Source organism: Shimia sp. (assembly GCF_022448905.1).
In the GTDB taxonomy this organism is placed as follows: domain Bacteria; phylum Pseudomonadota; class Alphaproteobacteria; order Rhodobacterales; family Rhodobacteraceae; genus Shimia.
On sequence record NZ_JAKVCW010000009.1, the window covers coordinates 140,077 to 165,778 of the forward strand.

Annotated in this window: 27 protein-coding genes; 18 read left to right on the top strand and 9 right to left on the bottom strand. The window is 58.7% G+C overall.

What is annotated here, in order from left to right; translation table 11 throughout:
* Positions 1–67 precede the first annotated feature (67 nt).
* The 4 genes from MK208_RS12675 (at position 68) to MK208_RS12690 (ending at position 3,566) form a co-directional block, all read left to right on the top strand.
* Positions 68–1,030, top strand: coding sequence for a threonine-phosphate decarboxylase (locus MK208_RS12675; RefSeq protein WP_294117035.1), 963 nt, complete (start codon positions 68–70; stop codon positions 1,028–1,030).
* Positions 1,027–1,935, top strand: a complete 909-nt coding sequence (gene cbiB / locus MK208_RS12680; RefSeq protein ID WP_294117038.1) for an adenosylcobinamide-phosphate synthase CbiB — start codon at positions 1,027–1,029, stop codon at positions 1,933–1,935. Before MK208_RS12675 ends, cbiB begins: the two co-directional genes overlap by 4 nt.
* A gap of 66 nt (positions 1,936–2,001) precedes the next feature.
* Positions 2,002–3,174, top strand: a complete 1,173-nt coding sequence (locus tag MK208_RS12685; protein WP_294117040.1) for a lytic murein transglycosylase — start codon at positions 2,002–2,004, stop codon at positions 3,172–3,174.
* Positions 3,171–3,566, top strand: a complete 396-nt coding sequence (locus MK208_RS12690; RefSeq protein WP_294117041.1) for a hypothetical protein — start codon at positions 3,171–3,173, stop codon at positions 3,564–3,566. Before MK208_RS12685 ends, MK208_RS12690 begins: the two co-directional genes overlap by 4 nt.
* On the opposite strand, the gene MK208_RS12695 is transcribed toward MK208_RS12690, so the two are convergent.
* Positions 3,557–3,925, bottom strand: coding sequence for a hypothetical protein (locus MK208_RS12695; RefSeq protein ID WP_294117043.1), 369 nt, complete (start codon positions 3,923–3,925; stop codon positions 3,557–3,559). The genes MK208_RS12690 and MK208_RS12695 overlap by 10 nt on opposite strands.
* A gap of 132 nt (positions 3,926–4,057) precedes the next feature.
* Complete coding sequence (gene smc / locus MK208_RS12700; protein WP_294117044.1) at positions 4,058–7,513, bottom strand: chromosome segregation protein SMC; 3,456 nt, start codon at positions 7,511–7,513, stop codon at positions 4,058–4,060.
* A gap of 326 nt (positions 7,514–7,839) precedes the next feature.
* Here smc and MK208_RS12705 point away from each other — a divergent pair, with 326 nt between their 5' ends.
* A complete protein-coding gene (locus MK208_RS12705; RefSeq protein ID WP_294117046.1) occupies positions 7,840–8,298 on the top strand; it encodes a GNAT family N-acetyltransferase in 459 nt (152 codons plus the stop codon).
* 78 nt (positions 8,299–8,376) lie between these two features.
* The gene (locus tag MK208_RS12710; RefSeq protein WP_294117047.1) at positions 8,377–9,144 is read left to right on the top strand and encodes an FCD domain-containing protein; all 768 of its coding nucleotides are present in this window, start codon (positions 8,377–8,379) and stop codon (positions 9,142–9,144) included.
* A 14-nt stretch (positions 9,145–9,158) separates the two neighbouring features.
* Here the strand turns inward: MK208_RS12710 and MK208_RS12715 are convergent, their stop codons facing one another.
* The 4 genes from MK208_RS12715 to MK208_RS12730 all read right to left on the bottom strand — a co-directional run bounded on the left by MK208_RS12715 (position 9,159) and on the right by MK208_RS12730 (position 11,787).
* Entirely contained in the window at positions 9,159–10,163 is a 1,005-nt protein-coding gene (locus MK208_RS12715) for a calcium-binding protein (protein ID WP_294117048.1), read from the bottom strand.
* A gap of 154 nt (positions 10,164–10,317) precedes the next feature.
* Positions 10,318–10,635, bottom strand: coding sequence for a DUF1244 domain-containing protein (locus tag MK208_RS12720; protein ID WP_294117051.1), 318 nt, complete (start codon positions 10,633–10,635; stop codon positions 10,318–10,320).
* A 66-nt stretch (positions 10,636–10,701) separates the two neighbouring features.
* The gene (locus tag MK208_RS12725; protein WP_294117052.1) at positions 10,702–10,941 is read right to left on the bottom strand and encodes a DUF6868 family protein; all 240 of its coding nucleotides are present in this window, start codon (positions 10,939–10,941) and stop codon (positions 10,702–10,704) included.
* 102 nt (positions 10,942–11,043) lie between these two features.
* Entirely contained in the window at positions 11,044–11,787 is a 744-nt protein-coding gene (locus MK208_RS12730) for an N-formylglutamate amidohydrolase (protein WP_294117054.1), read from the bottom strand.
* Between the two features lie 168 nt (positions 11,788–11,955).
* On the opposite strand from MK208_RS12730, the gene pyk reads away from it, so the two are divergent.
* The 8 genes from pyk to MK208_RS12770 all read left to right on the top strand — a co-directional run bounded on the left by pyk (position 11,956) and on the right by MK208_RS12770 (position 19,743).
* Entirely contained in the window at positions 11,956–13,401 is a 1,446-nt protein-coding gene (gene pyk / locus MK208_RS12735) for a pyruvate kinase (protein ID WP_294117058.1), read from the top strand.
* A gap of 43 nt (positions 13,402–13,444) precedes the next feature.
* Positions 13,445–13,669 carry a hypothetical protein gene (locus tag MK208_RS12740; RefSeq protein ID WP_294117060.1) on the top strand — a complete coding sequence of 75 codons (225 nt, stop codon included), beginning with the start codon at positions 13,445–13,447 and terminating at the stop codon, positions 13,667–13,669.
* A gap of 134 nt (positions 13,670–13,803) precedes the next feature.
* Complete coding sequence (rpmI, locus tag MK208_RS12745) at positions 13,804–14,004, top strand: 50S ribosomal protein L35 (RefSeq protein WP_058241085.1); 201 nt, start codon at positions 13,804–13,806, stop codon at positions 14,002–14,004.
* Positions 14,005–14,018: 14 nt separating this feature from the next.
* Positions 14,019–14,384, top strand: coding sequence for a 50S ribosomal protein L20 (gene rplT, locus MK208_RS12750; protein WP_168591028.1), 366 nt, complete (start codon positions 14,019–14,021; stop codon positions 14,382–14,384).
* A gap of 211 nt (positions 14,385–14,595) precedes the next feature.
* Positions 14,596–15,663, top strand: coding sequence for a Hint domain-containing protein (locus tag MK208_RS12755; RefSeq protein WP_294117070.1), 1,068 nt, complete (start codon positions 14,596–14,598; stop codon positions 15,661–15,663).
* Between the two features lie 105 nt (positions 15,664–15,768).
* Positions 15,769–16,839: a phenylalanine--tRNA ligase subunit alpha gene (gene pheS, locus MK208_RS12760; RefSeq protein WP_294117071.1), complete on the top strand. Its 1,071-nt coding sequence runs from the start codon at positions 15,769–15,771 to the stop codon at positions 16,837–16,839.
* A gap of 77 nt (positions 16,840–16,916) precedes the next feature.
* Positions 16,917–19,316: a phenylalanine--tRNA ligase subunit beta gene (pheT, locus tag MK208_RS12765; protein ID WP_294117073.1), complete on the top strand. Its 2,400-nt coding sequence runs from the start codon at positions 16,917–16,919 to the stop codon at positions 19,314–19,316.
* Entirely contained in the window at positions 19,309–19,743 is a 435-nt protein-coding gene (locus MK208_RS12770) for a GNAT family N-acetyltransferase (protein ID WP_294117076.1), read from the top strand. The genes pheT and MK208_RS12770 overlap by 8 nt, the downstream gene beginning before the upstream one ends.
* Here the strand turns inward: MK208_RS12770 and MK208_RS12775 are convergent.
* A complete protein-coding gene (locus MK208_RS12775) occupies positions 19,740–20,630 on the bottom strand; it encodes a LysR family transcriptional regulator (protein ID WP_294117079.1) in 891 nt (296 codons plus the stop codon). The two genes, MK208_RS12770 and MK208_RS12775, sit on opposite strands and share 4 nt — an antisense overlap.
* Before the next feature lie 86 nt (positions 20,631–20,716).
* On the opposite strand from MK208_RS12775, the gene MK208_RS12780 reads away from it, so the two are divergent.
* From MK208_RS12780 to MK208_RS12790, 3 genes are all read left to right on the top strand, one after another.
* Complete coding sequence (locus tag MK208_RS12780; RefSeq protein WP_168591034.1) at positions 20,717–21,349, top strand: class I SAM-dependent methyltransferase; 633 nt, start codon at positions 20,717–20,719, stop codon at positions 21,347–21,349.
* A gap of 91 nt (positions 21,350–21,440) precedes the next feature.
* Positions 21,441–21,893, top strand: coding sequence for a YtoQ family protein (locus MK208_RS12785; RefSeq protein ID WP_294117084.1), 453 nt, complete (start codon positions 21,441–21,443; stop codon positions 21,891–21,893).
* An 83-nt stretch (positions 21,894–21,976) separates the two neighbouring features.
* Entirely contained in the window at positions 21,977–23,581 is a 1,605-nt protein-coding gene (locus MK208_RS12790; RefSeq protein WP_294117087.1) for an FAD-dependent oxidoreductase, read from the top strand.
* Positions 23,582–23,612: 31 nt separating this feature from the next.
* Here MK208_RS12790 and MK208_RS12795 read toward each other — a convergent pair whose 3' ends face one another.
* Complete coding sequence (locus tag MK208_RS12795) at positions 23,613–24,314, bottom strand: glutathione S-transferase N-terminal domain-containing protein (RefSeq protein WP_294117088.1); 702 nt, start codon at positions 24,312–24,314, stop codon at positions 23,613–23,615.
* A gap of 157 nt (positions 24,315–24,471) precedes the next feature.
* Between MK208_RS12795 and MK208_RS12800 the strand changes: the two genes are divergently transcribed.
* Positions 24,472–25,278, top strand: coding sequence for a mechanosensitive ion channel domain-containing protein (locus MK208_RS12800; RefSeq protein ID WP_294117089.1), 807 nt, complete (start codon positions 24,472–24,474; stop codon positions 25,276–25,278).
* Between the two features lie 48 nt (positions 25,279–25,326).
* Here the strand turns inward: MK208_RS12800 and MK208_RS12805 are convergent, their stop codons facing one another.
* Positions 25,327–25,608, bottom strand: coding sequence for a DUF1330 domain-containing protein (locus tag MK208_RS12805; protein WP_294117091.1), 282 nt, complete (start codon positions 25,606–25,608; stop codon positions 25,327–25,329).
* Positions 25,609–25,702 lie beyond the last annotated feature (94 nt).

The window sequence follows — 25,702 nt, forward strand, 5'->3', positions numbered from 1 at the left end:
GGCAAGAAGGCTTGCGCAGAGAACATCAAGTGCGGTACGCGCGCCTTAAGCGAAAACAGGTGCCGCCATGACCAATTCAAAGATATCCTCGGTGACGCAAACTCCACGCGACCACGGCGGTGGGATCGATGCGGCCATCGCCCAATGGGGCGGCACTCGCGACAGCTGGCTGGACCTGTCGACAGGCATCAATCCGGTGCCCTACCCGGTTGGCGATTTCCCAGCGGACGCTTGGACGGCTTTGCCCGACAAAGGCGCGCAGGTGGCGTTGATTTCAGCCGCGCGGGCGTTTTGGAAGGTGCCCGAGGAACTGGCGATTTTGGCCGCGCCCGGCGCCTCGGCATTGATTGCCTGTATTCCAGCTTTGGCCGCAACTGGCCGCGTGGATATTCCGACCCCAACCTACAATGAACATGCCGCCGCCTTTGAAGCCCAAGGGTGGGATATCACGTCAGACACGCCAGATGCACGGGTGCTGGTGCATCCCAACAACCCGACCGGGCGACTTTGGTCGGCTGCGGATTTGACGGCGCCTTTGATGGTGATTGACGAGAGCTTCTGTGACATATGCCCCGAGGCAAGCTTGATCGCAAAGGCGCGCCACCCCGGACGCCTTGTGCTCAAGAGCTTTGGCAAATTCTGGGGATTGGCCGGGGCGCGGCTTGGCTTTGCCATTGGCGATCCTGCGTTGATTGCCAAATTGGCGGATTTTATCGGGCCTTGGGCCGTGTCCGGTCCAGCGTTGAGCCTTGGCACGCAAGCGTTGCGAGACGAGGCATGGGCGACCGAAACTCGAGCGCGTTTGGCAGAGGATGCGAAACGATTGGATGCGTTGCTGAGGTCCAATGGGGCCGAGGTTGCGGGCGGTACGGACTTGTTCCGTTTGTATGACGTAGACGATGCTGCTGTGTGGCAAGGCAAACTCGCGCAGTCCCATGTGTGGTCCCGCATTTTCCCTTACTCCAAGACCTACCTGCGCCTTGGATTGCCCGCTCCGGACCGATGGGCCCAATTGGAGGCCGCGCTATGAGCACAGCAGGCATTCTGGTAGGCGCGCTATTGCTCGACGCCGTATTTGGCGAGCCACGCTGGCTGTGGCAGCGGGTGCCACATCCTGCGGTGCTCATGGGCAAGCTTATTGGCCGCTCGGATCGCGACTACAACAATGGGATCAACCGCAAGGCCAAAGGTGTGATTGTTGTGATCGCGCTGGTTCTGGCGGCTTGGGTGCTGGGTGGTGTCCTCACCCTATTTGGCTGGCTGCCGCAGATGCTCTTGGCCGCCGTGCTGTTGGCGCAGCGCTCGTTGGTGCAGCATGTGCAGGCGGTTGGGGATGCCTTGCGGCAATCGTTGGGGGATGGGCGCATGATGGTCGGTCGCATTGTCAGCCGAGACACAAAGGCGATGGATCAAAGCGCTGTGGCTCGCTCCGCAATTGAGAGCGGTGCCGAGAACCTGAGTGACGGGGTGATCGCGCCCGCGTTTTGGTTCCTGATTGGAGGCCTGCCGGGGTTGCTGATCTACAAGATTGTGAATACCGCCGACAGTATGATCGGCTACAAAACCGAACGCCACAAAGACTTTGGCTGGGCGGCAGCGCGGCTGGATGATGTGCTCAACTGGGTGCCTGCCCGGCTCACCGCCATGCTGATTGCGGCGACACATGCCGGATTGGGACAATGGCAGGCCATCAAGGCCGATGCCAAACTGCACCGCTCGCCCAACGCGGGCTGGCCGGAATCCGCCATGGCGCGGGCGCTGGGTGTGGCTGTGGCTGGGCCACGCTCCTATGATGGCGTGATGCAGGACTTTCCTTATGTGAACCCGCAGGGACGCAAGGCACTCGCGCCCGTTGATGTGGATGCCTGTTGTCGGGCGCTGTGGCTGACATGGGCCGCAGGATTGGCGGTGGTTGTGGTTCTCGCGATCCTCTAGGCGCTTGCTCGCACGTCAGGCTCTGGCTATGTCTGGAGCAATCATTTTGTCCACGAGGGTATTTGAATGCGTCTTTTGCCAGCGCTGACCGCGGCGTTCCTGACCGTCAGCACAGCCACCACCGCTGCCGCGCAATGCGGCGGATCTTTTAACAGCTTTGTCAACGGCTTGAAGAAAGAAGCCCTGTCCAAAGGCTATTCCAAAGGCACGGTGGACAAGTTCTTTGCCAGCGCGCGACAGGACCCGAAAACCATCAAGGCAGACCGCTCCCAAGGCGTGTTCCAGATGCCGTTTCTGGATTTTTCCCAGCGGCTGATCAGCCAGAACCGGATTGATGTGGGCCGCAAAAAGGCCAAGCAATATGCGTCGACCTTTGACCGCATCGAGCGTCAATACGGCGTGTCGCGCGGCGTGCTTTTGGCGTTTTGGGCGTTTGAAACCGACTACGGCGCGTTCCAAGGCGATTTCAACACGTTGAACTCTTTGGTAACCTTGGCGCATGATTGCCGCCGTCCCGAGCTTTTCCGTCCGCAGGTATTTGCGGCGCTGGAGCTCTACAAGCGCGGCAACTTCAGCCCGACCAAGACCACCGGCGCCTGGGCCGGGGAAATTGGCATGGTGCAGATGCTGCCGGCGGACATCATTGAAAACGGTGTGGATGGCGATGGCGACGGCAAAGTTAGCCTCAAAACCTCTCCGCAGGATGCGCTGATGTCCGGCGGCAAAATGCTGTCTCATCTCGGCTGGCGCAAGAACGAGCCCTGGCTGCAGGAGGTTGTGGTGCCTAGTAATCTGGACTGGTCTAAGTCCGGTCTCGACACCACCCTGCTCGCCAATCAATGGGCAAAAATGGGTGTGAAACCACGCGAGGGCAAACTTGCCAACTTGCCCGCCTCGCTGCTGCTGCCACAGGGGCGCAAGGGTCCGGCGTTTTTGGCCTATCCAAACTACAGCGTGTATTTTGAGTGGAACAAAAGCTTCGTCTACGTGACTACGGCGGCCTATTTTGCCAACCGTCTGGAAGGCAAGGCGCGCTACAATGCGGGCAACCCGGACACGGGCCTGTCCGGCAACCAGATGAAACAACTGCAGAAAAAGCTAAAAGCACGCGGGCATGATGTTGGCAAGGTGGACGGCATCCTGGGCAAACTGACCCGCCGCGCGGTTCAGGCAGAGCAAGTGCGCCTCGGCCTGCCAGCGGACGCCTGGCCTACGCCACAGTTGTTGAACGCGCTGTGAGTTTGGAAAACCTGCGCCCGCAGTACCACTTTCGAGAGGTTGGCGGGCGTATGCACATCTGGGACGTACGCAAGCTGCTGCAGCGGGCTGTCACCCTGCCCGTTATTGACATCGCGCTGAGCGACATCCAGGAGCTGGAAGAAAGCTATTGGTTTGACGCCACCAAGCAACCCGCAACCTGCCGCGCCATAGGCGACCATATAAAACTGGTGCAGGCAGCAGACCTGGCTTACCCGATCTTACTCTGCGCAGACCGCCGCGTGATGGATGGCATGCACCGGGTGGTGAAGGCCTATGTGGCGGGGCACGCCAGCATAACGGCGCGGCAACTCCCCCTGACGCCACCGCCAGATTTCATCGACGTGTCGCCTGATGATCTGCCTTATGAATGAGCTTCGATCGCGCGTACGGGAAACCGCAGGCCATCTGCGGTCTGCATCACCAGGCGTCCGCCGTTCTCCACAATCCGGTCACAGCGCTCCACGCCGGTGACAAAGGTCACACAAACCACACTGTCATCGGTAACTTTCCAATGGCCATACCAAGTCCCCCCTTCGCCATAGGTGTATTGATACTGCCCATTGCGCTCAAACACCGAACGGCCGTCGTCATAGAACACCAAAGTCTGGCCAGACAACTGCGCAGAAAGCCCTGCCACATCAAACGGCCTATCGCCGCTTTGCCCTTTCCAATCTTGCGCCACACTGCTGGTCGCCGTAAACAGCAGCCCCAAAATCATCCCTATCCGCATCACGCACCTCCTGCCCCACCCTAGGCGGCGGCACGCTCACCTGCGCGTCACAATGCAGTGACTGCTTCTCCTTCCAGAAATATCCCGGGGAGGAGGCCCACACCGTGGGCCGGAGGGGCTGGCCCCTCTGCCTTAGGCCACCAAAGTTTCCGCCGCTTTGAGGTCCACAGAGACCAACTGGCTCACACCCTGCTCGACCATGGTCACCCCAAACAATCGGTCCATGCGCGCCATGGTCACCGCGTGGTGGGTGATGATCAAAAAACGTGTGTTGGTGCGACGGCACATCTCGTCCAGAAGGTCACAAAACCGCGTCACGTTGGCATCATCCAACGGCGCGTCGACCTCGTCGAGCACACAGATTGGCGCCGGGTTGGCCAGGAACACCGCAAAAATCAGCGCCATGGCGGTCAGGGTCTGTTCGCCACCGGAAAGCAATGACAGCGTGCTGAGTTTCTTGCCAGGCGGCTGACACATGATTTCCAAGCCTGCTTCCAGTGGATCATCACTTTCCACCAGCACCAGATTGGCTTCCCCCCCGCCAAAGAGGTGGCGGAACAACAGCGAGAAGTTCGAGTTCACCTGTTCAAAAGCCGTCAGGAGGCGTTCGCGCCCTTCTTTGTTCAGGCTGGCAATACCGCTGCGCAGGGTGCGAATGGCCTCTTCAAGATCCGCCTTTTCGCTGACCAGCGCGTCGTGCTCTTCCTGTACTTCTTTGATGTCTTCTTCGGCGCGCAGGTTTACTGCGCCAAGGCTGTCGCGCTGGCGCTTCAGGCGGTTCACGTCGTTTTCGACCGTTTCGGAATCCGGCATTTTGTCCGGATCCACATCCAACCGCTCCAAAAGCTGCGCCGGATTGACCTCCTGCTCTTCCATGATGCGCTCAGCCGCATAGGTCACGGTTTCGCGGGCCGCATCGGCGCGGGCCTCAGAGCGGGCGCGCGCTTCGCGGGCTTCGCTGGCCAAGCGTTCCGCGTCGCGCTCATTATGCTCTGCTTCGCGTAGCGCCGCCTCGGCCTCGGCCAGCACATCCGCTGCGGCCTTGCGACGCTCTTCGGCAGCCTCGATGGCTTCGGTCAGCTCTTCGCGTTTGGCGGCGATTTCTTCGGGTGCCGCGCCGGCTTCGATCAGCTCTTCTTCCGAGGCGTCTTTGCGCTCGGCCAGCTCATTCATGCGTTTTTCAGCGGTTTCAAGGCGGTGACGCCAGCCGCTGATTTCTTTCATGACCTCTTGCGTGCGCTTAAGGCGGGCTTCGCCTTCGCGGCGCAATTCGTCATGGGCAGAGCGGCGGGACATCATCATGATGCGCGCGCCTTCGACGGTCATCTTGATATCCTCAACTTCCTGGCGGGCGGCATCAAGATCACCAAGGTCCGACAGCGCACGCTCTGCTTCCTGCAGCTGCTGACGCGCGGCCATGGCCTCTTCTTCGTGGCGGGTCACCGCCAAGCCAAGGCTTTCCAAACGCCCTTCTGCGAGATTGCGGTCCGCCTCGGCGCGGGACAGCGCGCGGTTGGCATCAGCCACAGCGCGATCGGCGGCGCGGCGGGCTTCGCGGGCAGATTGGTCGACATTGGCAAGTTCGCGCAGACGGGTTTGCAAGGCCTCATGCGCATCAACCGCGCCGTCTGCACGGGCAGTGGCACGCGCCATGGCTTGCTTAAGCTCTTCCAAACGGTTGAGCTGTTGCAGGCGCAGGGCGGCCGCGCTTGGCGCGTCTTCGGCCCAAGCGCGGTAGCCATCCCAGCGCCAGAGGTCGCCTTCTAGAGAAACCAGCCGCTGACCCGGTTTCAGGAGCGGTTGCAGAGACAGCGCGTCTTCATTGGCAACCAAACCAATCTGGCTCATGCGGCGTTCGAGCACCTCGGGCACGGACACGTGTTGCACCAGAGAGGTCACCCCCTCGGGCAGCGGTTGCACGTCACCATATTGCGGCAGCACGTACCAGCCGGAGGGGCCGTCTTCTTCCACCTCTGGCGCGCGCAGATCATCGGCTAGGGCTGCGCCCAGCGCTTTCTCAAAACCTTGCTGCACTTGCAGACGATCCAGGATTTGCCCGCCTTCAGCCGTATCGCGCTCCACCAGCTTGGCCAGCGCGGTGGTTTCCGCCCGCAGAGCGTTCAACTCGCCTTCCGCTTCGGAACGCTCGGCGCGAGCGTCCGCCTCACGCGATTGGGTTTCGGCGCGCTCTTCTTCGACCTCGGCAAGGCGTTCTTCGGCATCTTGGGCGGCCTCTATCGCCTCCGCCTCTGATTCGCGCGACAGCTCCAACTCTTCGGCGGCGCGCTCCAAAGCTTCTTTGGACTCCGCCACCGCTGCGCGGGCTTTCTCGGCCTCAGCTTCGCTTTTGTCCTGCGTCTTTTGGCTATCATCCAAAAGGCGCTGTGCTGATTGGTGGCGGGCGGCAAGACGAGCCACATCTTCCGTCAGCTGCGACAGCTCCGCTTCACGTTCCTGCAGCACGCTGGCAGCCTCACGGCTTTCATCAGACGCCGCTTCAAGCTTCTCTTCTTGGCCTTCACCGGCTTTGGCAAGCTCGCGCTGTTCCCACTCAAGCCGTTCGATGGTGTCTTCCGCGTCGCGGTTTAGACCAGCCTCGCGCTCCATGTCGCGACCCAGTTGCAGGATGCGATTTTTAAGCGTCTCGATGATTTGCAGCGCATGGGATTCCTGATCGTTGAGGCTGTCGCGTTGCACTTGCAGACGTTGTAGCACCGCGGAGGCGATGGCCTCTTCTTCGCGCTTGCCGGGCAGGACTTCGTCGCGTTCTTGGCGGGTCTTCGCGGCGGCACGCGCCAGAACTTCCGCCTGCGCGGTCTGCGTGGTGCGCGTTTTGAGTTCCTCGTCAGCCGCGGCGCGGGCGTCATCGGCTTCGCGCCAACGGCGGTAAAGCAACATGCCTTCGGCCTGACGCAGTTCATCGCCAATGGCGCGGTAGCGGACCGCTTGACGGGCTTGGCGCGACAGTTGCGCCAACTGGCTGGCCAATTGCTCGATCACATCGTCCACGCGGGCAAGGTTGGTCTCGGCGCCTTTGAGTTTCAACTCGGCTTCGTGGCGGCGTTGATACAGACCGGAGATACCCGCCGCCTCTTCGAGAATACGACGGCGCGCTTTGGGTTTGGCGTTGATCAGCTCGGCAATCTGGCCCTGGCGCACAAGCGCGGGGGAATGCGCCCCGGTAGAGGCATCGGCAAACAACATCTGCACATCACGGGCACGGACGTCTTTGGCGTTCACCTTATAGGCGCTGCCGACGTCCCGCGTGATGCGGCGTACAATTTCGAGCGCGTCGTCATCGTTAAAGCCTGCGGGCGCGAGGCGTTCAGAGTTGTCAATTTGCAGAGACACTTCGGCAAAGTTGCGCGCCGGGCGGGTGGAGGCGCCGGCGAAGATCACATCTTCCATGCCGCCGCCCCGCATCGCCTTGGGGCGGTTCTCCCCCATGACCCAGCGCAATGCTTCCAGCAGGTTGGACTTGCCACAGCCGTTTGGCCCCACAACGCCGGTCAAACCATCGGCGATGATCAGGTCGGTGGGGTCCACGAAGCTTTTGAAGCCTGTCAGTCTGAGTTTGGAAAAGCGCAAATTGCGGCGGGTCCTGTGATTCCTTTTTGGTTAAGGAAGTCTGCAAAGGGCTCTTGTGGTGAGTCAACGGCAAACCACAGGATATGGATTTAACCCCCAAGTTATCCACAAGATATTGCCAGATTGGGGAGGTCGCTTTGCTTACGGATCGATCTTGAGTGACATGGAGATGTAAACAGAGCTCTGCGCTGCCTCAGATGTAATGCCTATTTTTTAATCAAATTCGGAAAACGATGCCGCCTTAAACGGCCTTTCAGGACGCGACGGCTGGACAGCGTCTAGCCGCGCTGACACATCTTTGACCAAACGATCAACGGGAAGACGTCATGAGCGATATTAAAGTTGTTCCAGGCAATCCGCGCGATGCGCAGGCCACGGCGCTTTTGCAGGCAAGCCACGCCTTGATGCAGGATCTGTTCAGCGCAGAAGACAATCACTTCCTGTCGATTGACGAGTTGTGCGTGCCGTCCGTGAGTTTTTTCGTGGCCAAGGAGGGCGACACATCTCTGGGCTGCGTGGCCTTGGCCAACAAGGGCGACTACGCCGAGATCAAATCAATGTTTGTCGATCCAAAGGCGCGCGGCAAAGGCATTGCGCATGAGTTGATGCAGGCGATTGAAGTCGAGGCGCGGGCACAGGGACTTGCCGAGGTGAAGCTGGAAACCGGCGACACGTTGCATCAGGCGCACAGCCTGTACCGGGCGCATGGCTACAAGGATTGTGGTCCGTTTGGGGAGTACGAAGAGAGCCCGGCGTCGCTGTTCATGACCAAAACACTGGCCTGATCGCTCTTATCGCTAGGGCTTGCACGTTGGCGCACTGCGTGGTCAAATTATGTGACCAGTTACGCGGGGCCATTTTCTATGCCATTTCAAAAAGTTCAGCCGGAAAAACTTTCCACCTCGGTGGTACGCCAGATTGAGCTGTTGATTTTGCGCGGTATTTTGCGGCCCGGCGAGAGACTGCCTGCGGAACGCGAGCTGAGTGATCGGCTCGGCGTGTCCCGGCCAAGTCTGCGCGAAGCAATTGCTACTTTGCAGGACAAGGGCCTGTTGACCTCCAAAGCCGGCGCTGGGATTTTTGTAGCCGATGTGCTCGGCAGCGCTTTTTCCGAAGCTTTGGTGCAGTTGTTTTCGGCCCATGATGAGGCGGTGTTTGACTACATTGCCTTCCGGCGCGACATGGAAGGTCTGGCAGCAGAACGCGCGGCGACCTTGGCCAGCGACACGGATTTGCAAGTGATCCAAGCGGTGTTTGACAAGATGGAAGCCGCGCACCCGAAGCGCAATCCGTCTGATGAGGCGCAGTTGGATGCGGATTTTCACCTCGCCATCATTGAAGCAAGCCACAATGTGATCATGCTGCATATGATGCGGTCGATGTATCAATTGCTGCGCGAAGGCGTGTTTTACAACCGAATGATTATGTTCAAGCAGCGTACCACCCGGGGAGAGCTATTGGAGCAGCACCGGGCGATCAATACCGCGTTGCAGGCGCGCGATGCCGAAGCCTCTCGCAAAGCGGTGATTGAACATCTGGATTACGTGGAAACCGCGCTGACCAACTTCAAAAAGTCCACGCAGAACGAAGCGATTGCCAAACAGCGCTATGAGCATGAATTGAGCCGCTAAGCGCGGCTCAAACTTCAGGCTGCGTAATCCAGCTGCACGTTGAGCAGATCCACGTCTTCGGCGGTCATGTTTTCTAAGATCACGGCCGGTTCCTGATCCAGCGTCACCATCGAGCCATCCACCGTGTGGGACCCGGACAGCAGGATGGTGATGGTTTCGGTGTCAGCATCATAGCTGGCTTCCCACTCCATGACCGCGTCATTGCCAAAATCGCTGGCGGCAAATGTGACGGTCTCGGTGGCTGCGTCGAGATCAGAAATCACCACTTCTTCACGGTTATCGTCAAACTCAAAAGCGACGGTGAACGCATCCGCTCCATCGCCCCCTTCAAGTGTATCGCCATTGTCGCCCACCAGCACATCATCGCCAAAACCGCCGCCAAGCATGTCGGCCGCGCTGTCAGCAAGGGTTGGGTGCGTGCCATTCACCGTGTCGTTGCCGGTGCCGCCAAGCAACGTGTCGGCGCCCTCAAAGTCGCGCAGCACATCATTGCCGGAACCGCCACGCACGAGATCGTCGCCACCGTTCTCAAAGCCTAGGCCGTCCAAACCCAGTTCTTCGACAAGTGTCGCGTCATAGATGTCGTTTCCACTGCCCATGGCAAGTGTGTCGTCACCAATACCGCCCGAGATCGTGTCGGCGCCTGCGCCCCCGAGAATGGAGTCTACCCCGTCTCCGCCGCTGATGCCGTCGCCACTTGCCCCACCGTGTAAGGTGTCATCGCCAGCGCCGCCATGGAGCCAATCTTCGCCATTATTACCGCGCAAGTCGTCGTCTCCAGCGCCACCGGTGACGGTGTCGCTGCCGTCCTCGCCTTCAAAGGTGTCATCGCCATCGGAAAGGAGCACAGCCTCTGACACATCAAGCACTTGCTCCGGGCTGTCGTCGCTATCGTCGGTTTCAGTTTCCGCGTCATCCGGCTGGTTTATGGCGTCCAGGTCCGGCTCTTCAAAGCCAGTCAAAACATCGGCGACCATGCCAACGCCAAAGATCGCGGTTAATGCCAAAAGGGCCAACATTGCTCTTGTCCTCACACAAAACTCTAACGGCTTTGGTAAGAGGCTATTAACCAAGTTTGACCGGATTGAGGCAGGCGTGTGCTGCTTTCTGGTCCGCGCCAGCGCAACAAAAAAAGGCCGCCGAAGCGACCTTTCTACACGTAATATCTTCCGATCAGGCTTTGTCTGTTCCGACACTCTCCGCAAAAGCTTTCTCGAACTCCTTTTGCTTTTCGGGGCTCGCGTCGGTTTGGTAGTTGGCCTTCCACTCGTCCATGGTCATGCCATAGAAGATTTCGCGGGCTTCGGTCTTGTCCATGTCGATGCCACGCTCATTGGCGGCTTCCTGATACCAGCGCGACAGGCAATTGCGGCAAAATCCCGCGAGGTTCATCATATCGATGTTCTGAACGTCGGTGCGTTTCTCCATCAGGTGCTCACGCAGAGTGCGGAAAGCGGCCGCTTCGAGTTCGATCTGAGTTTGCTTATCCATGGCTGTCCTCCGGAGGCAATTGCGTTGCGCAATGGGTAGCAACCGGAGGGGCGTTGGGCAAGCGCGTCACATGATCGTGAGAGCGAGCCAAGGCACCAGAGCGAAGACAAAAATCAACAGCTTGTAGGTGCCGAGCCACTGGAAATAGAGCGGCGCCAGCGTGTCTTTCTCAACCCCAGTGATCCGCGCATGCACGTCCGCGACCCAGCCGCGCAGGCCATAGATCATGACGGTGGCAAAAAGCAGGACACCGATGTGAATGACGGCCATCCATCCAAAGAAGGCAGTTAGGGTTGCTTGGGTCATGTCAGCCTCCTTTCAGCTGTTGTTTTTCCCACTCCATATATGGGGACCGCCGCCCCCTTTCGCCAGAGCTCGTGTATGGGATTTCGAGCCAAAGCAAATTATTTATAAGCCAGAATTTGCCAACGTGCTTTGCAGAATGGGCGCGAGCCGTTCTGCCCAGGCGTTCTGGCCCTCTGGTGTGTCGATTTCGTCGTGACGCAGCTCGATCAAAGCATTCAAACGACCTGGCTGGAGCGCGTGTTGATCGATGCTGTCGCCGGGCAGCCAGCCGTTGTAGGGCTCGTTGTCACCCACTGTCAGATCACTCTCCTGCTCCAGCTCGGCTATCAGCGCCTTGCCAAACCTATCTTCTTTCGGAGCATGCAACACACCAATTTCCCAAGGGCGCGGTGCGCGGCCGTTGAGCTTGGGAGAGAAGCTGTGCATGGCGATGATCACCACATCTTCGCGCTCTGCGGCCAGACTTTCGAGTGCGTTATGGTAAGGCTGATAATGCGTGGCTCTGCGGCGCTCGATTTCCGCATCATCTACGTCGCGATTTCCGGGAATGATCGTGCCGTCATAAAGCCGCATGACCAGCGTCGGGTCATCTGCCCCGCGGTTTGGGTCGATACATAGGCGGGACCAGTTGGCGCAAATCACTGGCGCATCCAACAGCTCGCCGAGGCGCAAAGACGTGCCGCGTGCGCCCACATCATAAGCGATGTGTCGGGACATGTCGGTGGGATCAAGACCCAGGTCCCCGCCGTTGATGTCCTCTGGCACAAAATTGGCGGCATGGTCCACGGTGATCAGCCAACGCGAGCGGCGCTCTGCGCCATATATGGAAAACGGTGTATATGTCATGTGCGTGTCATTGCTTTCTGCTCAGACTTAGGTCAGTTGTGGCGCAAAGTGAATTGGGTACAGGTTCACCTTGTATTTGTTAGCGTTAACATGTAGCAGGTGACACGCAAGGTGCCTTCAGGTCATTTCCTGAATAGCCAGACGAGCAAAGGCAAAGAAAGACGGATCATGAGACGACTGAGAAACGTGAAAATCGTGGCCACATTGGGCCCAGCTTCCGAAACCTACGACATGATCCGCAGCCTGCATGAAGCCGGGGCAGATGTGTTCCGTCTGAACATGAGCCACGGCAGCCATGACGAGATCCGCGAAAAACACCGCATCATCCGTCAGGTCGAGAAAGATCTGCAGAGCCCGATCGCAATTCTGGCCGACCTTCAGGGACCAAAACTGCGGGTGGGTGTGTTTGCCAACGGCGAAGAAGAGCTGGTGGACGGCGCGAAGTTCCGCCTCGACCTTGATCCTGCAGAAGGCGACGTAAACCGCGTATGTCTGCCGCACCCTGAGATTTTTGCCGCACTGAAAGACGGCGCCAACCTGCTGGTCAACGATGGCAAGATCCGCCTGAGAGTTGAAAGCTGTGGCGACGACTTCGCCAACTGTGTGGTGACCACCGGCGGCACCATCTCCAACCGCAAGGGCGTAAACGTGCCAGACGTTGTTTTGCCGCTGGCGGCCCTGTCCGAAAAAGACCGCGACGATCTGGAGTTTGTCTGTGGTCTGGGTGTGGACTGGCTGGCGCTCTCCTTTGTGCAGCGTGCCGAAGACGTCCAAGAAGCCCGCGAACTATCACAAGGCCGCGCAGCGATTCTGTCCAAGATCGAAAAACCTGCAGCCGTAGAAGCCTTTGACGAAATCCTTGCCGCGTCCGATGGTATTATGGTGGCCCGTGGCGATCTGGGTGTGGAGCTGCCGGTCAGTGCCGTGCCCCCAATCCAGAAGCGCCTGGTGCGCAAGTGTCGCAATGTCGCCAAGCCGGTGATTGTGGCGACCCAGATGCTGGAAAGCATGATTGAAAGCCCAATGCCCACCCGCGCCGAAGTGAGCGACGTGGCGACGGCAATCTATGAAGGCTCTGACGCCATCATGCTGTCGGCGGAATCAGCGGCAGGCAGCTTCCCGATTGAAGCCGTGACCACGATGAACAATGTGGCCATCGAAGTGGAAAGCGACCCGACCTATCGCGAGATCATTGAAGCCAGCCGTAGCGCTCCGCGCTCCGGTGTGGCAGACGCGATCGTTGTAGCCGCGCGCGAGATTGCCGAAACCACACAGGTTGCAGCTATCTGCTGCTTTAGCCAATCCGGCACAACAGCACTGCTGATCGCCCGCGAACGCCCTCGTGTGCCAATCATCGCAATGACCAGCCTACGTGGCACTGCGCGCCGCCTGGCGCTGAGCTGGGGCACCAATTGTGTGATCTCATCCAATGTCAGCCGCTTTAAAATGGCGGTTGTGGCCTCGGCACGCGCGGCGCGCGATCTTGGCTACGCCGAGGAGCAGGATCAGATTGTTGTGACTGCCGGTCTGCCGTTCAACGTGCCCGGCACCACCAACATTCTGCGAGTCTCTCCCTGTGACGAGCGTTTGATTTTCAACCTCGAGTCGGAGTAGCGTCGGCCGAAAGGGCATCCCTCAAGAAGGGCCAAGGGCAGGCATGGCAACAGACTATCTGATCACAGTTGGATTGATTGTGGGGTTGTTCTCCATACCCGCCATGCTCGCCGCCTATGCTGACAACCGCTTTCCACGCAATGCCATGGGGGCGTTTATCCTGTCGGCGGCGGTGATTGCCATCGCCATCATCCTAAATCCGGCACGCTACAGCGTGGCGGATTTGCCAAATGTGGTGATCCGAGTAATTGCGGACATCATCCACTAGAAACCCCACAAAAATGAGTCGATTAGGCCTTGCGTGCCTGATCTATGCGCTCTATACGGCGCCTCTATTCGCGCGACCGGCTGGATGGCATGCCGAGTCGCGTTTGTCACCGACCGAATACAAAGGAGACGGAAATGCCTAAGATGAAGACCAAGTCGAGCGCCAAAAAGCGCTTCAAGGTCACTGCCTCTGGCAAAGTGAAAGCCGGCCAAGCCGGTAAGCGCCACGGCATGATCAAACGCACCAACAAATTCCTGCGTGACGCACGCGGCACCACCACGCTGTCCGCACCGGACGCGAAGATCGTCAAGGGCTTCATGCCCTACGACCGCTAAGAGGAGATTGAGATATGTCCCGCGTTAAAGGTGGTACCGTAACCCACGCCCGTCACAAAAAAGTCGTCAAGGCCGCAAAAGGCTACTACGGCCGCCGCAAGAACACCTTCAAGGTCGCGCGTCAGGCAGTTGATAAGGCGAACCAGTATGCAACACGTGACCGTAAGAATCGGAAGCGTAATTTCCGTGCGCTCTGGATCCAGCGTATCAACGCTGCCGTGCGCGCCCACGACGAAGCCCTGACCTACTCCCGCTTCATCAACGGCCTGAACCTGGCCGGCATTGAAGTGGACCGTAAGGTTCTGGCTGACCTGGCCGTACATGAGCCAGCCGCGTTCAACGCGATTGTGGATCAGGCGAAAGCGGCGCTGGCAGCCTAAGCCACGTCGTTTCAAAGATGAGAGAAGCCCGTGCCTTTGGCGCGGGCTTTTTCTTTTGCGCCCAGGCCAAAGAGAGAACGTCAAGCGGCCTTAGAGCGCACAAAATGAGAACAAAGGAAAAACAGGTTACGTTTTATTTACCACTCCACCCCCATGATGCCACCACGGCGTGTGTTTGCCGCGAGATGTTACCAGTGATTTGGAGGTTAGAATGGCCCGTATCAGCGAGCTGCATTATTCCAATGACTATGCGCAGCGTTCCGGAGTTGAGGAGTTTTTGGAAGTCGCCTTGGCGTTTGACGAAGACCCTGGCGATTTTGTGGTATCCTTTTATCAGGCGGACGGCACAGTTGGCATTGAGATCCCCCTGACCCACCCGGATGTGTTGGCCTCCATTGATCCGGACACAAACGAGCAGGTCCTGGTGATTTCTGCCTCGCATGTTCCCATCCTGCTGACCGATCCGGACGGGCGCGGCGCGGGTAACTACGAAGCCTATGCGTTGACCAACAGCGGTACAGGCGAGGTGGTAGACTTCTACGACATTGGCGGTGGCACACAGAACATCCTCGCTATTGACGGCGCGGCCGCGGGCGCCACGTCCGAAAACCTATCAGTGCTGGCGTCGCCCAACAGCACCACAACCAGCATCCAGTTCAACCAACCAACTCCGGACCAGCGCAGCGATGCTGCCGTTGGCGCCGGTGATACCGGGGTGGCATGTTTTGTCGAAGGCACCCGCATCCGCACCGAGGTTGGCTATCAGCTCATCGACACATTGAGCGAAGGTGATTTGATCTGGACACGTGACAATGGGTTGCAGCCGGTGCGCTGGATCGGGCGGCGCACGGTGCCGGGCAGCGGGAAATATGCGCCGGTTCAAATTGCGCCGGAGACCTTTGGCGCGATCAAGCCGCATCAGGTCTCCCAAAACCACCGCATGCTGATCACCGCCTGGCGGGCGCAGCTGCTGTTTGGTGAGGACGAAATTCTGGTGCCGGCAAAAGCGCTGGTGGACGACTGCGACGTGCGGATTTGTGAGTGTGATCGGGTCACCTATTACCACCTGTTGTTTGACGACCATCAGATCATCAGCGGGGACGGTGTATTGAGCGAGAGCTTCTTCCCGGGCAACGAGGCGATGAAAGCCGTCGATTGCGGCACCCAACGGGAGATGTTTGCCCTGTTTCCCGAACTGGCCACTGGGGTTCTGGTGCAAACCCAAACCGCGCGGCCGGTGGCACCCGCAAGCCTTGGCCCCCTGTTGATGCGCAATTGATCCAACAGAGGGGCGTTTGCAAGGCGCGCCCCTCTGCGCGCTTGCAATCAAGGGGCCGTATGATAGGAGGTCTGCGGTAATTTCTCATCTGGGGACGGCCCTGTCATGGACGAACTGCGCACCAAATATCTAGACGCCATTGCCGCTGCGGCAGACGAAGCCGCGCTTGAAGAGCTGCGCGTGCAGGCAGTGGGCAAGAAAGGCGAAGTCAGCCTGAAAATGCGCGAGCTGGGCAAGATGACCCCGGAAGAACGCCAGGTTGCAGGCCCAGCGCTCAACGCGCTCAAAAACGAAATCAACTCTGCTTTGGCCGCCAAAAAAGTGGCGCTTGCGGATGCAGCGCTGGACGCGCGCCTGGCCACGGAATGGCTGGACGTAACGTTGCCAGCGCGCAACCGTCGTGTCGGCACCATCCACCCGATCAGCCAAGTGACCGAAGAGGTCACAGCGATCTTTGCCGATATGGGCTTTGCCGTGGCCGAAGGTCCGCAGATCGAGACCGATTGGTATAACTTTGACGCACTCAACATTCCGGGCCACCACCCAGCGCGCGCGGAGATGGACACGTTTTACACCCACCGTGCCGAAGGTGACGAGCGCCCGCCGCATGTGCTGCGTACGCACACCAGCCCGGTGCAAATCCGGTCGATGGAAAAAACCGGCGCGCCGATCCGCATCATCTGTCCAGGTCGCGTATACCGCGCGGACTATGACCAGACCCACACGCCGATGTTCCACCAGGTCGAAGGTCTTGCTTTGGGCAAGGACATCTCCATGGCAAACCTCAAGTGGGTGCTTGAAGAGTTTTTCTCCGCCTTCTTTGGCACCGACGTCAAAACCCGCTTCCGCGCGTCGCACTTCCCGTTCACAGAGCCCTCCGCCGAAGTGGACATCCAGTGCAGCTGGGAAGGTGGCACTGTGAAAGTTGGCGAAGGCGACGATTGGCTCGAAGTGCTGGGCTCCGGCATGGTGCACCCGAACGTGCTCAAGGCGGGCGGGATCGACCCCGATGAGTATCAGGGCTTTGCCTTCGGCATGGGCATCGACCGTCTGGCGATGCTGAAATATGGCATCCCGGACCTACGTGCCTTCTTTGACAGCGACCTGCGCTGGCTGCGCCACTATGGCTTTGCCTCACTGGACCAGCCGACCCTGCACGGCGGCCTGAACCGATAATTTTCTGGGCATCTCGGCTTCACCGGAAGCGCCTAGATGCCCAATGACGCTTTAGAACAAGCGAAAAGGAATTCGCTATGAAATTCACTCTTTCCTGGTTGAAAGACCACCTTGAGACCGACGCAAGCGTTGACGAGATTGTCGAGGCGCTGACCGACCTTGGCCTTGAGGTTGAGGATGTTTCCAACCCGGCACAGCGGCTGGCCGACTTTACCCTGGGAAAAGTGGTGCACGCCGAACAGCACCCGGATGCCGACAAACTGCGAGTTTGCACCGTGGCGACCGACGAAGGGGAGCTGCAAATCATCTGTGGCGCGCCCAATGCGCGCGAAGGCATCACCGTCGTGGTGTGTAAGCCAGGCATGTATATTCCCGGACTGGATATTACCATTTCCGTGGGCAAGATCCGCGGCGTGGAAAGCTTTGGCATGATGGCGTCTGAGCGTGAGCTGGAGCTGTCTGATGAGCATGACGGCATCATCGAGCTGCCATCCGGCGAGGTCGGCGACAAGTTTGTCGACTGGCTGGCGCAAAACGATCCGTCCAAGGTCGACACAATGATCGAGATTGCGATCACGCCGAACCGTCCAGATGCGCTGGGTGTGCGTGGCATTGCGCTTGATCTGGCGGCGCGTGGGCTGGGCAAAATGAAGCCTGCCAAGACCGCCACCATCGAAGGTGGCTATGAGAGCCCGATCACCGTGAGCATTGATGAATCTGCGGCCACCGATGGCTGTGAGGTCTTCGCTGGCCGGTTGATCAAAGGTGTGAAAAACGTCCCGTCCCCGCAGTGGCTGCAGGACCGTCTGAAGGCCATTGGCCTGCGTCCGATTTCTGCGCTGGTGGACATCACCAACTTCTTCACCTTTGACCGCAACCGCCCGCTGCACGTGTTTGATGCGGACAAAGTCAAAGGCGACCTTGTGGTTCATCGCGCCAAAGGCGGAGAGACCCTCGTGGGTCTGGACGAGAAAGAATACACTTTCAACGAAGGGATGGTTGTCATCTCCGACGACGAAGGTGTGGAATCCATCGGCGGCATCATGGGTGGCCTGGCCACCGGCTGTACCGAAGAAACCACCAATGTCTTCCTTGAGGCCGCTGTGTGGGACCACATTCAGATCGCCTACACGGGCCGTGGTTTGAAGATCAATTCCGACGCGCGCTACCGTAATGAACGCGGCATTGATCCGGCCTACAACATGCAGGCGATGGATGACGCGACACAGATGATCATCGATCTTTGCGGCGGCGAGCCGTCCAACCTCGTGACCGCTGGTGCCGTACCGGATGTGGCGCGTGCCTATAAGCTCGACACCGACCGTGTTCAGTCGCTTGTGGGCATGGAAATCCCTGCTGAAACGCAGGTTGCCACATTGGAAGCGCTGGGTTTTACCATCGAAGGTGACATGGCCCATGTACCAAGCTGGCGCCCTGATGTGCGTGGCTCTGCCGATCTGGTGGAAGAAGTTGCGCGTGTGGCGTCACTGACCAAGCTTGAAGGCAAGCCGCTGCCACGCACCTCTGCTGGTGTGCCGGAGCAAATCCTGTCTCCGATGCAGAAACGCGAGCAGATTGCGCGCCGCACAACGGCGGCACTGGGCTACAACGAATGTGTGACCTACAGCTTCATCGACAAGGCGGCGGCTGAGCTGTTTGGCGGTGGATCGGATGCAACCATGTTGGAAAACCCGATCTCCAGCGAGATGAGCCACATGCGTCCATCCCTGCTGCCGGGCCTCCTGCAAGCGGCAGCCCGTAACCAAGCGCGTGGCTTCATGGACATGGCGCTGTTTGAATGTGGTGCAGTGTTCCACGGCGGTGAGCCAGGTGAGCAAGAAAACCTGCTGACCGGCATTCTGGTGGGCCGCACCGTGGGCAAGGACATCCATGGCGAGAGCCGTGGCGTCGACATTTATGACGCCAAGGCGGACATGGAAGCGGTAATGAGCGCGCTCGGTGCGCCCGCTAAGCTGCCCTACAACCGCGGTGTCAACGGTTGGTGGCATCCGGGCCGCAGCGCAAAAGTGGGTCTGGGTCCGAAGAAAATCCTCGGCGCCTTCGGCGAAATCCACCCGAAAGTGCTTGATGCGTTGAACGTGAAAGGTCCTGTGGTGGCGTTCGCAATCCACACCGCAGAGATCCCGATGCCACGCAAGAAATCTGCGTCCAAAGGCGCTGTGACCATGGCGGACCTGCAGGCGGTGGAGCGTGACTTAGCCTTTGTGGTGGACGCGGATGTCGAGGCCGTGAACGTGGTCAACGCAGCCGCAGGTGCGGACAAAAACCTGATCGCAGATGTGCGCATCTTTGACGAGTTCATTGGCGGCGCTCTGGGTGAGGGCAAGAAATCCCTTGCGATCACAGTACGCCTGCAGCCCACAGAGAAGACGCTCAAGGAAGCGGATATCGAGGCAGTGGCAACCAAGATTGTTGAGAAAGTCAGCAAGGCCACCGGCGGTACCCTGCGTGGCTGACGCCGCTCTGCCGCGACTGGCACGGGCCGAGGAGGCCCCTGCCATCGCGCGGCTGATTGATGCAGCGTATCACCCCTATCGTGATCAAGGAATAACGCTGCCGGATGTGTCCGGCGGCGTTTCTGATTCCATTGCCGCCGGACAGGTCTGGGTCATGGACGACCTGTCAGGCGTGCTAATGCTCACAACAGTAACACCAACAGCGCATCTGATGAATGTTGCGGTATCGCCCGATGCGCGTGGACGTGGGATTGGCGGCCAATTGATCCGATGGGCGCTTGAGTTGGCCCAAGCGGCAGGCTGCACGGAGATTGCTTTAGCGACCCACGTAGACATGCCCGACAACGTCGCGCTCTATACCCACCTTGGTTGGCGGGAGACCGAGCGGGACGCGACCCGCGTGATGATGGTGCGGCCGCTGCCTTAAGCTTCGGTGAGATGCTCGGCCAGGGCGTCAAAAACCAATCGAATGCGCCGGCTGGTGTGTAGTTCACGATGCGTGGTGAGCCAGATCGGGAACACAATTGGGGCGAGGTCCGGAAGGACACGCTCGATGCCCGGGGTGGCTTCGGCGACATCGTCGGCCATTGGGGAAATGCCGAATCCCTGCCTGCACAATTCCCAAGCCACAAGACCACTGTCAGAGCCTGTGCGGAAGTTGTCGATGTCTATCGGGAAGCCCATTGGCTTGAGATATTCAAGCATGCGCGGCACATCACCGGACCCAACAAAATCATGCTGGGCCAGCTCGTCAACAGTTTGCGGGCGCCCGCGAAAGTCGAGGTAGTCTTTGGAAGCATAGAAATAGCCTTTGGCTTCGCGCACCAATCGCGCAATCAAATCCGGCTGTTCCGGACGCACGTGGCGAATGGCTATATCTGCCTCACGCCGCATGAGGTCTTGCACATCATCCGAGGCGACCACCTCAATGACCAACTTCGGGGCTTTGGCGCGCAGGTCTTTTAGAATCGGGGGTAGCAGATGCACTGAGTAGACATCAGACGCGGTGATCGCGACGCGGCCTTCGATGTCCTGATTCTGACCTGAAGCCACAAGTGCCACACGATCCGCAGCTGCGCGCATTGCACGCACATGTTCCAGCAACTCGCCCCCAGCGACAGTAAGTTCTAACGACCGCCCCACCCGCTCAAACAGCATGATGCCAAGATCTTCTTCCAAGGCAGCCACTTGTCGGCCTAAAGTGGGCTGCGTGAGGTTCAGCTTGCGCGCAGCCGCAGACAGCGAGCCCTCTTCTGCCGTCGTCAAAAAGGCGCGGATGTGGTTCCAGTCAAAGGTGCCATTTGGATCAATCATGCAAATACGTATAACAACACTGCGAATTTCGGCAATTTATATCGCATTCACGCATGGGTAAGCTCATCCTCGAAAGGAGAAAGACCATGCAAGCAGCAGCGAAGTTTTGGGATGGTGTGGCGCAGAAATACGCCAAATCCGCCATCAGTGATATGCAGGCGTATGAGTATACGCTGGGCCGGACACGGTCATACCTCAAGGAAAGTGACGTGGTGATGGAGTTGGGCTGTGGCACAGCTTCCACCGCCATCAAGCTGGCCGATGCGGTGGCGGAGATGGTGGCCACGGATGTGTCCGGGGGCATGTTGGAAGTAGGCCGCGAACGGGTCAGCGAAGCGGGCGCCAAGAATATCCGGTTGGTGCAGGCCACGCCGGAAAGCGCGCCGGAAGGTCCGTTTGACGTGGTGATGGCGCACAACCTGATCCACCTTTTGGAAGACGGCGACATCGCCATGGCCGAAGTCGCCAAGCGGGTCAAACCGGGCGGGCTGTTCATTTCAAAGACGCCCTGCCTGAGCGAGAACATGCGGTCGATCAAATTCCGGATGCTCAAAACCGCGATCCCGCTGATGCAGTTTTTTGGCAAGGCGCCGTTTGTGCGGTTCTTCTCGATTGCCGAGCTGGAACGCTCTGTCACCGACGCTGGCTTTCGCATCATTGAAAGCGGCAACTTTCCGGCAGATCCGCCAAGCCGCTACCTTGTGGCGCGCAAGCTTTGACGCGCGGGATTTGAAACTGCTTCAAGTCGTGAGGGATTGGAGCACGGCGCCGGACAGGTTATGACCTTGCGCAAGCAAGAGAGGATACCCCATGAGCCTAAACGTCTACCTGTCCGGCGAAATTCACACCGATTGGCGCGAGCAGATCATCGCAGGCGCCGCCGATCTGGATGTGACCTTTAACAGCCCTGTGACCGATCACGCAGCTTCTGATGATTGTGGCGTGGCTATTCTGGGCGCGGAAGACAACAAGTATTGGCATGACCACAAAGGCGCGATGGTGAACGCCATTCGCACCCGCAAAGGCATTGAAGATGCGGATGTGGTTGTGGTGCGTTTTGGCGAGAAGTACCGCCAATGGAACGCCGCCTTTGACGCGGGGTATGCGGCAGCGCTTGGCAAATCGATCATTGTCCTTTCGATGCCGGATCAGCAGCACGCGCTTAAGGAAGTACATGCGGCAGCCCTGGCCGTGGCGGAGGAGCCAGCGCAAGTGGTGCAAATTCTGCGCTACGTGCTCACAAGCCAGTTGCCAAACAGCTGACCTGCGCTGCGCGCTTACGTCGCGTTAGACTTGCTTGGTGAAATTGCCCCCTCCTAGGCTAAGAGTCAGCACAGGAGGGCGGCATGGAATTTGACTATATCATCGTCGGCGGAGGGTCCGCCGGATGCGTTTTGGCCGCGCGCCTCAGTGAAGATCCGCACACCAAAGTATGTTTGGTGGAGGCCGGCGGCAAAGGCGAGGATATTTTCATCCGCGCCCCAGCCTTGATTGCCGCGATGATTTCCGGGCGCCCCAAGATCAACAATTGGGCGCTCAAAACTGTACCCCAAAAGCAACTGAACAACCGGCGAGGGTTTCAGCCTCGCGGCAAGGCCCTGGGCGGCAGTTCCGCAATCAACGCCATGCTCTATGTGCGCGGGCACAAAGCTGACTATGACGAATGGGCGCAGCTTGGTTGTGAAGGTTGGGACTGGGAGAGCGTGCTTCCCTATTTCAAGAAATCCGAAGGCAATCAGCGTGGTGCGGATGGCCTGCATGGCGACGGTGGTCCGTTGCAAGTGGGCGATCAGGCTGAGCCGCGCGCCATCAATGACGCCTTTATCGCGGCCTGCAATGCGCACCAGATCCGGAGCAATGAAGATTTCAATGGCCCCGAACAGGAAGGCGCCGGGCACTATCAGGTGACGCAGTTTTTTGACGGCGACCACAAAGGCGAACGCTGCTCCGCTGCGGCAGCATATTTGCGGGAAAACCTGCATCGGCCCAACTTGACCGTCTACACAAAGACCCAAGCGCGGCGGGTTGTGATGACCAAAGGGCGCGCCACGGGCCTTGAGATAAGGCGCAATGGCACTGTTGAGACGCTCCAGGCGCGCAAAGAAGTGATCCTGTCCTCTGGGGCCTTTGGCTCGCCACAACTCTTGTTGCTGTCCGGTATCGGCCCGCGTGAAGAAGTGGAAAAGCACGGTATCGAACTTGTGCATGACCTGCCGGGTGTTGGGCAAAACCTTCAGGACCACCTTGATCACATATTAAGCTACCGCAACAAGAAGAAAGACACCGTGGGCCTGACACCTTCGGGTTTGGCGAAGATGACCAAGGCAGCGCTGCGATGGCGCAAGACGGGGACCGGTCTGTTTGCCTCGCCCTTTGCCGAGAGCGGCGCGTTTTTCAAAACCGATCCCGCGTTGGACCGCCCGGACATCCAACTGCATTTTGTCGTGGGGATTGTGGATGATCACAATCGCAAGATGCACATGCCCTATGGCTATAGCTGCCATGTCTGCGTGTTGCGCCCGCACAGTCGCGGAACCGTCACCCTACGCTCAGCCGATCCGGCCAAGCCGCCGAAGATTGACCCGAAGTTCCTGGAGGATGAGCGCGATTTTCAGGTGATGAAAAAAGCGATCAAGACGCTGGACAGCATCATGGAAGACAGTGCGCTCGAAGCTTGGCGTGGGGCGCGCTACTACAAACACGACGGCTCGGACGCAGCTTGGGAAGCAGACATTCGTGCGCGGGCCGACACGATTTACCATCCGGTCGGCACCTGTAAAATGGGCACGGATGACAAGGCGGTGGTGGACAACCAATGCCGCGTCTATGGCGTCGAAGGACTGCGGGTGGTGGATGCCTCAGTCATGCCACGGCTGATAGGCGGCAATACCAACGCGCCCACGATCATGATCGGCGAAAAGATCGCCGACGCCATACGATCCGGCCACTAAGAAGGGGGAGCCGAGGCTCCCCCAAATTGATTTAGGCAGGCACGGCTGGTGTTTTCAGACCAACTTGTACGGCTGGACGTGCGAGGAACCGCTCCAGATAGGCGTTCACGTTGGGGTAATTGTCCCAGCCAACCGCCTCCTTTGCACCGTAGTAATCCAAGGCGCGCAGCCATGGTGCGGTTGCGATGTCCGCAATCGAGTAGCTGCCAGTGATCCAGTCGCGGCCTTCCAGCTGTTTTTCCAGCACGGACAGCAACCGTTTGGCCTCATTCTGATAGCGTTCGCGTGGACGCGGGTCTTCGATTTCGGCTCCGGCAAATTTGGTGAAGAAGCCAAGCTGGCCAAACATCGGGCCAACACCTGCCATCTGGAACATGACCCACTGGATGGCTTCGTACTTCTCGGACGGCGTGTTACCGATCAGCTTGCCGGTCTTCTCCGCCAGGTAAATCAGGATGGCGCCGCTCTCAAACAGGCTCAGCGGCTGACCATCTGGACCGTTTGGATCAATGATGGCCGGAATTTTGTTGTTGGGGTTTAACGCCAAAAACTCCGGGCTTTTGACATCTGCATCGCTCAGCGTCACGAGATGCGCTTCGTAAGGCTGGCCAATTTCTTCTAGCATGATCGAAACCTTCACCCCGTTTGGTGTGGGGAAGGCATAGAGCTGCAGAACGCTTGGATCTTGAGCGGCCCAGCGGCTGTTGATTGGGTGATCGGTGACAGTGGTCATTGTGGCTCTCCTGTTGCGGTCCTAGGGGATAGATAAGCGCTTTTTCCCATCCCGCCAGCGCTCTATGCGTGCTATAGGGAGCATGTTACTGTGCATCAGCGCAGAGCCAACATGTTAAAAAGCCGCCCAAAATGGGCATAAAATCGGGGGAAGTCCGTTGGAATCCATTGTAGAACAGGCGCAGGGTTTTGGCCCACTGCTGATCACTGCCGTCAAAGCGCTGGTTGTGCTCATCATCGGTTGGATGGTCGCTGGTGCGATCAGCCGCATGGTGCGCAACCGCGTGAATAAAACACCAGAAATTGATGCGACGCTCGGAAACTTTGCCGCCAGCATTGTACGCTGGGTCATCTTGCTCATGGTGCTGGTTGCCATTCTGGGCATCTTCGGAATTGAAGCCACATCGCTTGTAGCAATGATGGGCGCCGCGACACTGGCCATTGGTCTGGCTTTGCAGGGCACATTGGCCGATCTTGCAGCGGGCTTTATGCTCATCCTCTTCCGCCCCTACAAAATTGGGCAATATGTGGATGTGGGCGGCACTGCTGGTACGGTTGTGGACCTGAACCTGTTTGTGACCGAGTTGGTCACGCCGGATAACGTTCAAATCATCATTCCAAACGGCCAGGCCTGGGGATCTGTCATCACTAACTTCTCCGCACATGAAACTCGCCGCGTGGATGTGGTGTTTGGCATCGACTACGGCGATGACGCAGACAAAGCCAAGCAGATCATTCTCGACACCGCCAACGCTGATGAGCGCGTGCTGAAGGACCCGGAAGCCTGGGCGCGCGTGACCAACCTGGGCGACAGTTCGGTAGACATCACCATGCGCGTTTGGTGTGCCGCGGACGACTATTGGGAGCTGAAGTTTGGCCTCACGCAAGCGATCAAAGAAGCCTTCGACAAAGATGGCATCTCGATCCCTTACCCCCACACTGTGGAAATCAAACGCGAAGCATAAACGCGCCAGCGGATGGAAAGGCGGCCAAATGGCCGCCTTTTTTGTGTCCTACAGCAGCGTGATGGTGGATGTGCCAGATCCCTCACGCAGGGCATGAACCTCCGCCAATTCCGGATCATTGATCCAGGCTTTGGCGGCACCGCGATCAGGGAAGGTTAGGATCACGGCGACGGTAGGGGCGGTTGCGGTCCCTTCGATCACCTCAGACTGCTTGGACACTTCCAATGGCGCGCCTCCATGTTTTTTGAGCGCGTCTCCTGCCCGTTCGCGGTAGGCCGCAAATCTATCAGGATTGGTGATGGTCAGGTTGACATAAGCATAGGCGGTCATTGTGGTCTCCTTGTGATTACCAGCCATAGCTAAGACATCCGAGACGATAGAAAACGATCATTGATGATCAATGCCTGTGCAAATATTGTCAGGT

Bases quoted from the DNA above. Each gene is read 5' to 3' on its own strand.
- MK208_RS12695 (WP_294117043.1), bottom strand. From the start codon at position 3,925: ATGCGGATAGGGATGATTTTGGGGCTGCTGTTTACGGCGACCAGCAGT.
- MK208_RS12685 (WP_294117040.1), top strand. From the start codon at position 2,002: ATGCGTCTTTTGCCAGCGCTGACCGCGGCGTTCCTGACCGTCAGCACA.
- MK208_RS12730 (WP_294117054.1), bottom strand. From the start codon at position 11,787: ATGACATATACACCGTTTTCCATATATGGCGCAGAGCGCCGCTCGCGT.
- MK208_RS12725 (WP_294117052.1), bottom strand. From the start codon at position 10,941: ATGACCCAAGCAACCCTAACTGCCTTCTTTGGATGGATGGCCGTCATT.
- MK208_RS12740 (WP_294117060.1), top strand. From the start codon at position 13,445: ATGGCAACAGACTATCTGATCACAGTTGGATTGATTGTGGGGTTGTTC.
- MK208_RS12715 (WP_294117048.1), bottom strand. From the start codon at position 10,163: ATGTTGGCCCTTTTGGCATTAACCGCGATCTTTGGCGTTGGCATGGTC.
- MK208_RS12720 (WP_294117051.1), bottom strand. From the start codon at position 10,635: ATGGATAAGCAAACTCAGATCGAACTCGAAGCGGCCGCTTTCCGCACT.
- MK208_RS12710 (WP_294117047.1), top strand. From the start codon at position 8,377: ATGCCATTTCAAAAAGTTCAGCCGGAAAAACTTTCCACCTCGGTGGTA.
- MK208_RS12780 (WP_168591034.1), top strand. From the start codon at position 20,717: ATGCAAGCAGCAGCGAAGTTTTGGGATGGTGTGGCGCAGAAATACGCC.
- MK208_RS12805 (WP_294117091.1), bottom strand. From the start codon at position 25,608: ATGACCGCCTATGCTTATGTCAACCTGACCATCACCAATCCTGATAGA.
- pheS (WP_294117071.1), top strand. From the start codon at position 15,769: ATGGACGAACTGCGCACCAAATATCTAGACGCCATTGCCGCTGCGGCA.
- cbiB (WP_294117038.1), top strand. From the start codon at position 1,027: ATGAGCACAGCAGGCATTCTGGTAGGCGCGCTATTGCTCGACGCCGTA.
- MK208_RS12675 (WP_294117035.1), top strand. From the start codon at position 68: ATGACCAATTCAAAGATATCCTCGGTGACGCAAACTCCACGCGACCAC.
- rplT (WP_168591028.1), top strand. From the start codon at position 14,019: ATGTCCCGCGTTAAAGGTGGTACCGTAACCCACGCCCGTCACAAAAAA.
- MK208_RS12705 (WP_294117046.1), top strand. From the start codon at position 7,840: ATGAGCGATATTAAAGTTGTTCCAGGCAATCCGCGCGATGCGCAGGCC.
- rpmI (WP_058241085.1), top strand. From the start codon at position 13,804: ATGCCTAAGATGAAGACCAAGTCGAGCGCCAAAAAGCGCTTCAAGGTC.
- pheT (WP_294117073.1), top strand. From the start codon at position 16,917: ATGAAATTCACTCTTTCCTGGTTGAAAGACCACCTTGAGACCGACGCA.
- MK208_RS12775 (WP_294117079.1), bottom strand. From the start codon at position 20,630: ATGATTGATCCAAATGGCACCTTTGACTGGAACCACATCCGCGCCTTT.
- MK208_RS12785 (WP_294117084.1), top strand. From the start codon at position 21,441: ATGAGCCTAAACGTCTACCTGTCCGGCGAAATTCACACCGATTGGCGC.
- MK208_RS12755 (WP_294117070.1), top strand. From the start codon at position 14,596: ATGGCCCGTATCAGCGAGCTGCATTATTCCAATGACTATGCGCAGCGT.
- MK208_RS12795 (WP_294117088.1), bottom strand. From the start codon at position 24,314: ATGACCACTGTCACCGATCACCCAATCAACAGCCGCTGGGCCGCTCAA.
- MK208_RS12790 (WP_294117087.1), top strand. From the start codon at position 21,977: ATGGAATTTGACTATATCATCGTCGGCGGAGGGTCCGCCGGATGCGTT.
- pyk (WP_294117058.1), top strand. From the start codon at position 11,956: ATGAGACGACTGAGAAACGTGAAAATCGTGGCCACATTGGGCCCAGCT.